This window comes from Heliobacterium mobile, from assembly GCF_009720735.1.
GTDB lineage: Bacteria > Bacillota > Desulfitobacteriia > Heliobacteriales > Heliobacteriaceae > Heliobacterium > Heliobacterium mobile.
This window is the reverse complement of the sequence record NZ_WNKU01000042.1, coordinates 1-11,991: the sequence shown is the minus strand read 5'-3', so window position 1 is coordinate 11,991 and position 11,991 is coordinate 1. Positions and strand designations below refer to the sequence as shown.

Below are 11,991 nucleotides of genomic sequence, written 5' to 3'. Positions count from 1 at the left end.
AATGATTTGGAATGGGCGGTGGCTCTTCAACAACTTTGGTCGATTATTGATGATGTCGTTAAAAACTGCAACAAGAAGTTAGCCGCTTTGATTAAAAGTCAACTCCAGAAATGGATTGGCTCTTTACCCAACTATATCAAGGCTTACTTGCCTATTTCTGTGTGCGAAACTTGAGTTACTGTAATATTTGATAGTTTTCCTCATCGTCCCACATCAGTTCGAAGCGATTTTTCCAAGCCTGGGCCAGAATCGGGTCTTTGATCGCCAATAGGACATCGTCATTGACGGAAAGAGAGGCTTGAGAATAGTCGCAGGAACCGGTAGCTACGATATCTCCGTCGGCAATCATCGCGGTTAGGTGCATCCAACCGTTATGCTTGTTTATTTTTATGGGAATTCCGGCTTTCTTTAACGACTTTAAAACATCGCTTTGTACTTTTTTCTGAGCCTCTTTGCGATCGGTGATGATGCGCACCTTCACCCCTCTTTTTTTAGCTTCAATGAGGGTTTTAGCCATTTCGGTATGATTGATCACATAGGCAGCCAAATCCAAGCTGGTCTCGGCTGAGGCAATGGTTGCATGAAGGAGATTCTCTGGATGGTGCCCGGCACGGGTAAAAGCCCAGTCTAGTTGGACTTGAGGCGGATTCGGCGTCGATGTCGCTAATGATGGCCTGTTTAAATCTGTCGAGTTCTGGTTGACTGACTCTGTCATCGAAAGGTTGCCCGGATTTACGGGTAAGCTAAAAGAAACCATCAAGATGGCCGATGCAATCGCCACTGAAAGCCAAGGAACTTTATTCACATCTAAACCTCCAAAAATTTCCATTTTATTCTGAGGTTTCGATGCATCCAAGCCCATTTCCTTCCATCTGGTGTAATTAATCATTGCCTTGTGTTCGTATTCCTTTTCCTCCCTTGAGGAAAGCTTTTAAGGGAGGTGATCCATGTTGGAGAAACGGGTAATTGCCGCTATATTGCTTCTTTTGTTTATGACTACCCAAGGTTGTGCTGCACTAAAACGCCCTGCGAATCCACCTACTGTGGAGGACCCCGGAGGAGACCCCGCGAAGGGATCAACCTATGATGACAATGAGCAGCCTGGACCGGACAATTCAGACCGACGCGGATCGGTGCCCCAAAAATAAAAAAGCCCGCCCCTTTCGGGCGAGCTTTTTTATTATTTACTTTACTGGGTAACGGCTGCGAGGTTGGAAACAATCGCGGCCGTTACCCAGTTTATCCAGGCTAGGTTGAAAGGGTACCGATGTTTCCTTCCAACCTGCAGAGCACATAACGGGATACATCTGGCGCTCTTGCTCGGATATAAATTTCTTCGCATAAAGACTTTGCTTGAAATAGTCTTAATATTTAGCTGAAATTCTCTATTGACAAGATAAATTACCTTTGGTATATTTCTTTTTGTTTGAGGCGCCGGCGTAGCTCAACTGGTAGAGCAACTGACTTGTAATCAGTAGGTTGCGGGTTCAAGTCCTGTCGCCGGCTCCACTACATATGCGGGTTAGCAGGATCACCAGGTGGAAGAGAGAACCAAAATGTGGTTACCGAGGTAGTTACGGAGGGGCATCTCTGGTGAAGCCATGGGGTTGAAATGGCCCGGTACGCAGGGGAAACCGACGGAGGCAGTGTGCTGACGGCGGTTTTTTGCGTTTCCGTTATGAATTTTGTGGTGAAGGTTATGTTGGTTTAACGAGGCCCGGTACGGGCCACGGGGATGACCATCCTTCCGATTGTAACTGGGGTTGGATTAACTCCCATGAATTACATAGGGACGTTCTAGATATACTACCTTTGATGTAAAGACCTCCTGGGACGGTAAGAAAGTAAGCTCCGGTTTCGTCTGTCACCGGAGGCTTTCCTGCTGTTTCAGAGTGCTTCTCACAAATAGTTCCTCCTTAACAGGGGTACGGCCTTTCACCGTGCTCCTCCTTTTTTGAATAAACATCGGGGATGAAGGGAACATTGAATTTGTCCCGTTAATAAAGAAGAGTACGGTACTGTATCGCCGTACTCTTCTGAGGCTAAAAGGTACATATTTAGTTCTCGGAAGAAAGAAAACGTTGCCCGACGGCGACGCTTTTTTTCGTTAGTACTGATTTTAATTGATGATCTTCCCCATCTTCCTCGGACTCAATATCCCTTTAATCTTGTGGATTGACGATTGGAACCGCTGGGAGCGTGGGGGCTGTTGGGCGGTTTACTCGGATTATCGGGTGCGATAGATTTTACTTTTACCAAATAATTTCATTAGTTGAATGAAGTTTCTCAATATTTTCAATTTCTTTAACGTCTAATATAATTGACTTTTTTTTAATACCGTCGGTCACTGTAAGTACTTTATGATTTTTATCTAGATTCATAGCATCGACTATATTTTTGTGTTCTGTTGGGGTATTAATAACTTTCCAACCGTTAGAAATAGCAACTGAAAGTATCTCGTAGTTATCAGATTTTGCCGATAGTTGATAAATTAGAATTCCAACATATATTGCATTCGTCATTACTCCAGCGAAGGCCTCTAAAATCGGAATGAATCTCCATATACCATTTATACTAATATCACCATACCCGACCGTAAAAAACGTCATGGCACTAAAGTAAAAGAAGTCAAAAAAAGTTTGATATTCGCTATCATTAAAGTAAATTCCATTAAAGATGTCCGAACCAAAGAAAATAAACCTTGGACCAATCGAAAATATATGTAAAATAAAATATGGAAAAGTAAATAAAAAAATGGTTGTAAAGTTAGCTAAAAAATATTTAATTATTAGCCATTTTATAGATATTGTTTTATGCTTATAAGATAAAATGATTCTGTTTGATAAATATGTTAAAGCCAAAAATGCTGACACTATAATTATACCAATTAATTGGGAAGTATACTCTGTACTTGTCTTTTCCTTATTAAGGCTTATTACGTTTGATTTATCATCCCAAATAATTTCTATACCTAGCGATTCACACAATGGCCGTAGAGGAAACATTATTTTACCTTCTACTAGTTCAATTGGTTTACTTAAAGTACAAATTTTTAAGTTTTGTAAGTAATGAGTAGAATTGGTGTAGTATGTTATTTTAACATTACCCCGTTTTAATGAGATAACCTCTTCATCATCGTCTGATTTAATATCACAATCGAGTATATTTTTCACGAATCCGGATGATACATAAACAGAATCGTTTAAAATAGTAGTTTTGTAAAGGTCCCCAATCTGTGCTTGATTTACAAATATTTTTATTTTTGTTTCTTCTGCATTAGCAGGTAAAACAAAAATAAAAAACAGAAATAATGCAAATATGTATTTTTTCATCCTAAAAACCTCCAGTTTATTTTTATTAACTCTAGTGTAGATAAACAGATTCTCCTGTATTTTGATAATAATTTGGTATTTTAGCATATTTTTCACGACTTGTCATTATAAATCATATGAATACCTTTACGTTCTCTAATTTGTACCAAGAAAAACAGCGTGGGTCTTCTCAAACCTCACGCCGTTACTGTCCATTTTATAAGGAATTATAGTACTATTCAATCTAAACTCAACCCCATCTTCCTCGGACTCAACATCCCCTCAATCTTATCAATTGCCTGTTTCTTCACGTCAGGCAACACATGACTGTAGGTATCCAGCGTGATCCGAATACTCCCATGGCCCAACAATTCTTGCACAACCTTCGGATGAACACCCGCCTCAAGCAACCGGGTTGCGTAAGTGTGGCGTAGTGAGTGAAGATTGGTCTTCGGAATTTCCGCTTTGGCCAACAGTCGATGAAACTTCGTGGCTAGATTCCGCTGAGAGACCATCCGACCCTTCTTGGTTGTTACGACCAGACTGTCATCTTTATACTCCTCTCCCTCACTTATCCGTTCGATATATTGTAGTACTTGCCATCGCTTCAACTGCCGTACCAAATCTTCGGTTATCGGAATCCTCCGGTAACCGTTTTTCGTTTTAGGCTCTTGGATAATCTGGTGGGTCTTGTTGGGGCCAAACTCATTTTTGACCAGTACGGTTCCCTTAGTGACGTCGATGTGACCACGTTCGAGATTGATATCTCCCCACTTCAAGGCCAGTAACTCCCCCACCCTCATCCCAGTGCCCAGTAATAACTTGAACGCAATCCAAAGCCTGTCCTCTTCGGCCACAAACATAAATTCCTTCATTTGATCTACGGTGAATACGCTGATCTTCTTAGGGGATGGTTTGGGTTTACGAACGTGATCGGCAACGTTCTTGTTGACTAGACCATCATGACCGGCTTGTTTAAGGGCAGTTCGGGCGGTGGTTAGAATCAGTTCGACTGTTCTCGTCGATAGCCCCGATTGCCGTTTTTCATTTAATAACCGTTGAAGCTGCGTTGTCTGTAAAGCCTGAACTTTCACGTTACCCAACTTCGGCTTCAAATGAAGCCGGGTGATGTACTCGTAGGATTCCCATGTCTTCGGACGCACGTTTGGTTTTACATATTGTTCTAACCAGATGTCGAGCCATTCCGCGAAGGTTACTGTGGTGGGGATTACAAAGATTCCTTGCCGATACTCAACTAGAGCTTGGTCACGCCACTGTAGGGCTTCGCCCTCTGTTTTGAAAGTTCTACGAGCGTACTTTGGTTTGCCGTTATCGTCCTGACCAATGTGGACCTGGGCTACAAAGTAGCCGTCTTTCCGCTGGTAGACGCTGCCTTGTCCAGGTTTGTTGCGAGAGGTCATAAAGAAACACCTGCTCCTTTCGTTGTTGCAGATCTACTGATTACAGGAGGCAGGTGTAGGTTATCTCTGTTATATCCACTAGTAAAGATACTTTTAGGAATGACAAAAATCTTTGGCCAAAATAACGCTCTAGCAAATGGTAATTTTTTCACGCATATAAAAGATGTAACTAGAAAAACTTTTAGTGTGGAGTAATAATATTTCGGAGGATAAAATGGTAACCAACGATCAAGTTCTTGAGGCATCAAAGTACTTAAATAACCTGATTATTACCCAGTGGGTTACTGAACATTTTCTATCTCCTCTGTGGTTTAGCGGGGTATCGCTTATACTATTTTCTTACGTCTTATTTTTCTATCTAGTAGACAAGAAACGTATCATTGAAATACTACTTTTTGGTTCGTTAGTAGCTGTTTCTTTCTCGGTTTATAACGCAGCCGGTTCACAATTCGATTTATGGATACAATTCAAAAGGGTAATTCCATTAAACCCCAACTTTTTTCTAGGCGACCTTACGCTAATACCTTTATACGGGATGCTTGTATACCAATACACGTCCTCGTGGAAGAGTTTTTTTCTGTGGAACGTAATTTGGGCCGGTGCATTTGCTTTTGGATTATACTTTCTAATTTTAGTTAGACTGGATGCATTTAGATATTTTATTTCGTTTGGACCAATACTAGATTTTATCTTCCTAATAACAGACGGAATAATTGCACGAGGTATTCTGGTGTCTCTGTTAAACATGGAAGCACGACATGGAAATCTTTCGTCGAAAAGGTCATTGTCTGAACTTATTGCCCAACCAGTAATGAGACCGTCTGAGTTCCAAGATAGACATAATGATGATTTGCAGAAATAGGAAAGTAAGGTTTTCAGAAATGGAAAGCGTTCGGTAATGGTAAGGCCGGACGCTTTTATTATATTATAGACGCTGCCTTGGCCGGGCTTATTTCGTGATGAAGCCATAATAAAACACCTGCTCCTTTCGATATTAAAGATCGACTGATTTCGGAGGCAGGTGTAGGTTATCTCTAGTGGGGCGGGAAGGGAAGTTAAGTTATCGTTGGAAATCATTTTTGCCATTTCATAATTGACTTTCTATATATTGTAAACTATAATGTATTTCCACACTAAACCTATCGGATTTCTTTGATCTCGAATTAACTTTAACATTGGTTATTAAATTTTGGGGGTTAACTAGTAATGAACAACAAAATTCAATTCCCTTCCAGTCATAAACGCCTAAGAAAAACCAGTGTTCGGGAAGAGCTCAGATTGCTTAAATCAAATTTGGAACAACTGAGATTTCGCGATTCGCTTACCGGATTACATAATCGAATATCTTTTTGTAACATTCTAGAGAATAACAAAAACCGGGATATTGGAATTATTATTTGTGATGTTAACGGTTTGAAAAATATCAACGATAGTCTTGGAATTCAAAAAGGCGACTCTATTCTGGTTGATGTAGCCAATATCCTGAAAAATGCGTTTAACGAGAGCATAGTTCTTGCTCGAATTGGTGGAGACGAATTTGGTGTTGCTATACTTGAATCTTCGGGTAAGGAAACTCTAGAGTTGTCTCAGCTAGTTTTCAATATAATAAAAAAATACAACGCAGATGTAGGGCACGAGAAGGCAATTAGTATTTCCGTTGGTTATTCTTCTACAAAAGCTATCGGCGAAAGAAATATTGAGCGTTTATTTCGTGAAGCGGAAAACTCTTTATACCGACGTAAGCTTCACTTGAGTCAAAGTGCTCGAAGTGCGGGGATATTGGCAACCAAGAAAATCCTTGAAGCGAGAGATTCCAATACAGAAGTTCACGCAAATAGAAGTAGTAAGTTAATGATTCAATTAGGAATTAAATTGGGCCTTTCCGCAAGTCAAATCGCCGATTTATGTCTTTTGGGACAGTTTCACGATATTGGTAAAGTCGCGATTCCGGACCGTATTTTACTGAAAGAAGGTCCTTTAGATCAAGAAGAGCGAGAAGAGATGAAAAGACATAGTGAAATAGGTTATAACATTGCCCTTTCGACACCGGACCTAGCACCTATAGCACCATTCATTTTGAAACATCATGAATGGTGGAATGGGAAGGGTTACCCAACCGGGTTACAAGGAAAAGCTATTCCTCTTGAATGCCGAATTTTAGCTGTAGTTGATGCATACGACGCAATGACTAACGATCGACCTTATCGAAAAGCGATGAGTCATGAACAGGCAAAAGCCGAATTATTACGATTCGCAGGTATTCAGTTCGACCCATTAGTTGTAGATTTGTTCTTAAGTTGTTTTACTGAATCTAAAAAAGTAGATTACATAGAATATTATATATAAGTTCAATTATCTAATCTTTAGGGACTCAAAGCCCCCAAAATAACTTCAAATCCAAACCTCGTCAGCCCCCACTCCCGACAAATAAAATCATCGCCATACTTCATCCGCCACTTGGGGAGCAGTTGGACATGTTGCTCGTACTTCATCCGATCAAACACTTCAAAAGGCACTAAGTCCTCGAATAGCGAATACATGATCAACGGCCCTGGCCGACGGTAGTCACGTTTGGCCTTACCGGACATCCGATCCGAAGGCATAACCTGCTGCCGACACGGCCCAGTCGGGAGGCACGGCCACGGATGCCGGAGGCCGTGGTTTTCTTTTGTTTTACGTCGGTGAAAAATAAGCGTTCGATGTTGGTATCTACTGTGGGCATCTCTTCTCCCCCTTTCAAACAGCATTGACTTATCCATACTCTATTTTGCCCAGTGATAAACAGATTGAAGCGTGAGCCATTCGATATGGAGCCACGCTTTTCCTTTTTCTAAAGCGTATTCACAATATGTCGGCGGATGTACGGTCTTCTGTTTATCTGCTCTTCAAACTTCAACCGGCAATACTCTTCCCGAAGTTGGTCAACTTCACGGGAGACCAGGATGGCTTGATTAATCCTACGGGCCAGCAGAAGTCGGGAAGCTTCGTGGCGTTTCTTATGGATTAGTTTCAGAAGTTGCTCCGCTTCGCTTTTCATCGGCAACAATCACTCTCTTCCAACATTTGGTGAGTGATTATTCGATGCGGCGAGGGTGATTTCCTTCTTTTTACAGAAACAAACATGAAAAAAGCGTTCGGCAGCGGTGGGGCCGGACGCTTGAAATAAATAAAATATTATTTTACTTACATATTATATTACAGTTGTTCTATATCTTCGTATTTCTCAATCATTGCATCAGGATATGTCCGTCCTTCACAAAACTCTCTAGGACATTTTCCTGTATCAAACCATTCTTCTGCTTTTGAAGAACTATTACAACACCAACATCTAAAAATTACATTTTTTATTTCTTTGTGATCTCTACCAGAATGTTTGTAGCATTTTCGTTCAGTTTCTTCGATGAAAAAGGAAATTGGTTTCACTCAATATCCTCCCAAAAGCGATTTTTTGTTATTCCTAGACTTGCCTACGGATGCTTTTTTACGGGAAGACTTATTTCAATGTGCTATTTCTTTCATATTTCTCTATCAAGCGGAATTTACTTGTTTAAGTTCATTCTCGGATAATACTAATATTAAATCCAGAATCACAATCATATTATCGTCACTTTTTCCTATTCCTTTTATGTATTTGTCACAATTACCACTTATGCTACCGGATAGTTGTTCAATTTGTTCATCCCGAAGTTTGAAAATGTCCGTAACGTCATCAACTATAAAGCCAACAATAGATCCCGAGTAATTAATAATGATAATTTTACTATCTTCGTATATAGTATCATCAGTATATTGAAGCTTCTTTTTTAAGTTAAATACAGGAATAGCTTTCCCCCGAAGGTTAATAAATCCTTCTAAGCCTTTCGATGCGTTCGGGATTTTAACAACGCTGTAATTTTTGTATTTTACAATTCCATTTACAGTGGTAATGTCTACTGCGTATTCATCACCAGCTAACTCAAAAGAAATTAATTGGATAACCGCCATTGGATTCACCTTCTTCAACTCAAAAATATTTCTTAACTATTTGATGCTAAATTTTCTAAAGTATCCGAAAGGCCTGCGATGTCCTGTAGAGTTGCTGTAACTTCTTGTATGGCTGCGGCTTGCTGCTGTGTAGAGGTTGTCGTAGCATCTCCCATTCTCACAGTGTAGGCTACGGAGTTTTTAATTTCCTGTGTAAACTCTTTGATCTTATTTACTGTTTGTTTTGAATCACCAGAAAGTTTGCGTATTTCTTGAGCTACTACTCCGAAACCTAGACCCGCTTCCCCTGCTTTTGCAGCTTCAATGGCGGCGTTAAGTCCCAGCAGTCTCGTTTCGTCAGCCACCTCTTTAATAAAGTCAATAACTTCATTTATTTTCCCAGTCAATACGCTTACATTTTGTATCTCTTTGTTAAGTTGAATTTGATTATTACTTACGTCTGTAGCAGAAGCGGCCATTTGCTCCATCGTAGCCGACATTTCTGTGATGCTTTCGTTTAGAGTCCGAGCGATTCCACCAAGCTTATGTTGGTCGTACCACGTTCTCGTCATGGTATTGGCTACATCCCAAAGCACATAAGCTGCTGCCTCAATCCTTTCGCGACCAACTATTTTAACTTCCTTAACCGCTTCGGTATATGATTGGGGATCAACACCGATTTCCTTCGCCACTTGTTCGTACTTTTCCAATTCGGGCGGTTGAGTTAACACTTGTCCGCCAAGTATCGTCCCAATTTGTCTGCCTTCCAACATAATAGGCACCGCAAAATCGACGAGGCCTGCATGGCATTCGTAGATGGAGGGCTTTCCCGTACTAGTTGCCTTTTCCCCGCCTATGCGATCACATTCAACACATCGTTTCAGGCCTTTTTCCGAGGTACGGGTAAGTTCCATGCAGAACCGAGTGAACGCACTTGGTTTGGTCACTGGCTGACCGTCCAAATCAACCGTGAGACTTGCAAAGCCCATCGCCGTTGCGAAGTTATCCTGAAATCTCTGTAAAAATTCAAAGTCAATAACATCTCCGAGCTTTACCTTGCTTAGATCGATATCAGTCTCTGTTAACTTTTTTCCGTTGTTCATTTCCATACTCCTTCTGTGCTGGAATTATTTTGACTGTAACGTGGGATTAAGTTCAAATCCTACGTATTAAATATTAATATTCGATAGATTTCGCTTTGTTCCTTTTAGATCTTTCTAATATATTTTTCGTTGACTTCCTCCCCCACTAGAGCGATGATGTCACTGCGGCAACCGCCCACCGAGGAGGAATGAATATCGAGCAATAACCGGCCCCAACAAAAAATTAAAAATTTAATTCCGCAAATGATTTTTCACCGTTGAAATCAACACGACACGCATTTTGATTCATATATCTCAATAATGGCCCTGTGCATGATAGGCCAGCAGCGAGGAGGAATGATTATCGAGGAATACCCGGCTCCGACAAAAATTAAAAAATTAAATTCCGCAATGATTCTACCGTCGAATCAACGACAAGCATTTTGCTTCAGGTATCTTACATCATGGTCCATTGCATGATGGGCCGGATTATAAGGAGTGGTGTTATCGGGTGATAACCGAGTTCCTTCATAAACATATAGCTACAAATCAAGTTCACACACGAAGGAGGTCTGCAATCCGGAATATCGGTCCCGCCATTACTCTCGAAACGAGGGAGGTCGATAAGGGCCATAAGCTGAACCATCAGTTCTCGAAAATCGAATATGGGAAGCGTTGCTTCACGGTTAGGCTATGGGTTCGAGCTGGGGTCGCCACGGCGATCATAGCTGCGGAATCCCCGGTGGAATACGATGGCAACGTAACCTGCAAAATTCTCTAAGTAGTATATAAACTCATAGAACGTCTTGCAGGTTTACCGATCGGCAAGCAAGTCCAGACGCAGATTGGCGAAGCCCGGCCATGTTACCTAAACCATCGGCCATGGCAGTTTTGCCGGTAAGCCCTTAGCGAACTTCCCCCATAGCTTTGAGAGGCCAGTCTGCCCAAACAGCCGATAGGCGACTTTGGCCAGTAATCTGGAGGCCAGTTTGCCCCAGCAACCAACAGCGAAGTCCGCTCGGCCATACCGGAGGATAGGTCCGACCACATATCAAGCGAGGGTTCTCTAATCTCACGACCGTCGCTTATTTGACGTGGGCTTTTTTAATTATCAAAGAGCGAAACAGCCCCCGTTGCCGGGGGACTGTTGTTGGCGTTACTCAGCTTTTTCTGGTTTACTCATGTTCTCGTTGAGCTTCTCGATGTTTTGGTTCAACCGGGCCAGTTGTTCGGCGATGGTGGCTAGGGATTCAGCGAGTTTGGGAACATCCCGTTCGTAAAACTTCCTGCCCAGGCCGGTTTGATAAAACTCTGTCATTCTGTAATCCTCCCTGCTGTTGTTCGAGGCAGGTACAGCTTATCTAGGACTAATTCAATAGTAAAGTTAAGTTTGGAGAGGACCGCCGTTAAGCGATCCTCTTTTGTTTATGTCGATGCTTCAACCGAATTCCTAGTCGTTTTGCTTCGACGGGCAACCCACCGACATACTCCAGTGGAACTTCCCGTCGGGATCGATGTTTCTGCTGCCATTCACTGAATACCGGGTATTCTGTCTTGCTGACCTTATCGGGTTGGTTCTTTGAATCCCGGAGAATATAATTGGTCAGCCGTTCCAACTGATCACTATCGGGAACCTCTCCGACCTGCTTCACATACACCTCAATCAGATCATCTACGGCTTTGATCCGCCATTGAACCGGCATGTCTTGGGTAGCCAGGTGGGCCACTGCTTTAGCAAAGGACTCTTTATAGTTGGCTTCTGTGGAGAAGACCATCACGCCACCTCTTTCTCTTTATTAACCAAAGCGATCCGTTGAATAGCCGATCGAACGTGATCGCTGACTGCCTGTTGAGAGATGTTCATCCAATGGGCTGCGTCCTTTTGAATGAAGTCGTGGATGAACACCAGCTTCAACGCCTGCTTTTGGCGATGCGTCAATTTTGCTTCTGCCACGGATTGCGCTAAATCCAGCAATAACAAACTAGCGTCGTAATCACCTCTTAGAAAGCGGGATTCACGGACATGGTGCAGTTGGGTGAGCAAAGCATAGATTCCTCGTTCGCTGTCTAATGGATATGCCTCGTCCAATCGCCGTTCCTTTGCGGAGAAATCAATGACTTTCCCCAGTTAGGCCGCCTCCCTCAATAAATTAATCTTTTCTCCGTAATACTCGCTTTTTCACAGTTTTTCGATACAACCTGAAGCTAACCCCG

13 protein-coding genes and 1 tRNA gene are annotated in these 11,991 nt (G+C 42.0%); 2 read left to right on the top strand and 12 right to left on the bottom strand.

Going from position 1 to position 11,991, the window contains the following annotated elements; translation table 11 throughout:
• Nucleotides 1–175 precede the first annotated feature (175 nt).
• Together GJ688_RS18385 and GJ688_RS21655 are read right to left on the bottom strand one after the other, a co-directional pair.
• The gene (locus GJ688_RS18385; RefSeq protein WP_170292146.1) at nucleotides 176–805 is read right to left on the bottom strand and encodes a phospholipase D-like domain-containing protein; all 630 of its coding nucleotides are present in this window, start codon (nucleotides 803–805) and stop codon (nucleotides 176–178) included.
• A 379-nt stretch (nucleotides 806–1,184) separates the two neighbouring features.
• Nucleotides 1,185–1,307, bottom strand: a complete 123-nt coding sequence (locus GJ688_RS21655) for a hypothetical protein (protein WP_456237464.1) — start codon at nucleotides 1,305–1,307, stop codon at nucleotides 1,185–1,187.
• 126 nt (nucleotides 1,308–1,433) lie between these two features.
• On the opposite strand from GJ688_RS21655, the gene GJ688_RS18380 reads away from it, so the two are divergent.
• Nucleotides 1,434–1,509, top strand: a tRNA-Thr gene (locus GJ688_RS18380).
• 743 nt (nucleotides 1,510–2,252) lie between these two features.
• Here the strand turns inward: GJ688_RS18380 and GJ688_RS18375 are convergent.
• Together GJ688_RS18375 and GJ688_RS18370 are read right to left on the bottom strand one after the other, a co-directional pair.
• Nucleotides 2,253–3,332, bottom strand: a complete 1,080-nt coding sequence (locus GJ688_RS18375; protein ID WP_170292145.1) for a stalk domain-containing protein — start codon at nucleotides 3,330–3,332, stop codon at nucleotides 2,253–2,255.
• 218 nt (nucleotides 3,333–3,550) lie between these two features.
• Entirely contained in the window at nucleotides 3,551–4,732 is a 1,182-nt protein-coding gene (locus GJ688_RS18370) for a tyrosine-type recombinase/integrase (RefSeq protein WP_155477972.1), read from the bottom strand.
• A 1,206-nt stretch (nucleotides 4,733–5,938) separates the two neighbouring features.
• Here GJ688_RS18370 and GJ688_RS18365 point away from each other — a divergent pair.
• On the top strand, nucleotides 5,939–7,078 hold the full coding sequence (locus tag GJ688_RS18365) for an HD-GYP domain-containing protein (protein WP_155477971.1): 1,140 nt from the start codon (nucleotides 5,939–5,941) through the stop codon (nucleotides 7,076–7,078).
• Between the two features lie 196 nt (nucleotides 7,079–7,274).
• Here the strand turns inward: GJ688_RS18365 and GJ688_RS18355 are convergent, their stop codons facing one another.
• The 8 genes from GJ688_RS18355 to GJ688_RS18315 form a co-directional block, all read right to left on the bottom strand.
• On the bottom strand, nucleotides 7,275–7,454 hold the full coding sequence (locus GJ688_RS18355) for a hypothetical protein (protein ID WP_155477969.1): 180 nt from the start codon (nucleotides 7,452–7,454) through the stop codon (nucleotides 7,275–7,277).
• Between the two features lie 108 nt (nucleotides 7,455–7,562).
• A complete protein-coding gene (locus GJ688_RS18350) occupies nucleotides 7,563–7,775 on the bottom strand; it encodes a hypothetical protein (protein ID WP_155477968.1) in 213 nt (70 codons plus the stop codon).
• Between the two features lie 152 nt (nucleotides 7,776–7,927).
• Nucleotides 7,928–8,155, bottom strand: a complete 228-nt coding sequence (locus tag GJ688_RS18345) for a hypothetical protein (protein WP_155477967.1) — start codon at nucleotides 8,153–8,155, stop codon at nucleotides 7,928–7,930.
• Nucleotides 8,156–8,260: 105 nt separating this feature from the next.
• Nucleotides 8,261–8,716 (bottom strand): chemotaxis protein CheW, encoded by a 456-nt coding sequence (locus GJ688_RS18340; RefSeq protein WP_155477966.1) that lies wholly within the window; start codon nucleotides 8,714–8,716, stop codon nucleotides 8,261–8,263.
• A 32-nt stretch (nucleotides 8,717–8,748) separates the two neighbouring features.
• Nucleotides 8,749–9,798, bottom strand: coding sequence for a PocR ligand-binding domain-containing protein (locus tag GJ688_RS18335; protein ID WP_155477965.1), 1,050 nt, complete (start codon nucleotides 9,796–9,798; stop codon nucleotides 8,749–8,751).
• Between the two features lie 1,135 nt (nucleotides 9,799–10,933).
• On the bottom strand, nucleotides 10,934–11,095 hold the full coding sequence (locus tag GJ688_RS18325) for a hypothetical protein (protein WP_155477963.1): 162 nt from the start codon (nucleotides 11,093–11,095) through the stop codon (nucleotides 10,934–10,936).
• An 88-nt stretch (nucleotides 11,096–11,183) separates the two neighbouring features.
• Complete coding sequence (locus GJ688_RS18320; RefSeq protein WP_207708842.1) at nucleotides 11,184–11,552, bottom strand: hypothetical protein; 369 nt, start codon at nucleotides 11,550–11,552, stop codon at nucleotides 11,184–11,186.
• A complete protein-coding gene (locus tag GJ688_RS18315) occupies nucleotides 11,552–11,866 on the bottom strand; it encodes a sigma factor-like helix-turn-helix DNA-binding protein (RefSeq protein WP_235911097.1) in 315 nt (104 codons plus the stop codon). The genes GJ688_RS18320 and GJ688_RS18315 overlap by 1 nt, the downstream gene beginning before the upstream one ends.
• Between the last annotated feature and the right edge of the window lie 125 nt (nucleotides 11,867–11,991).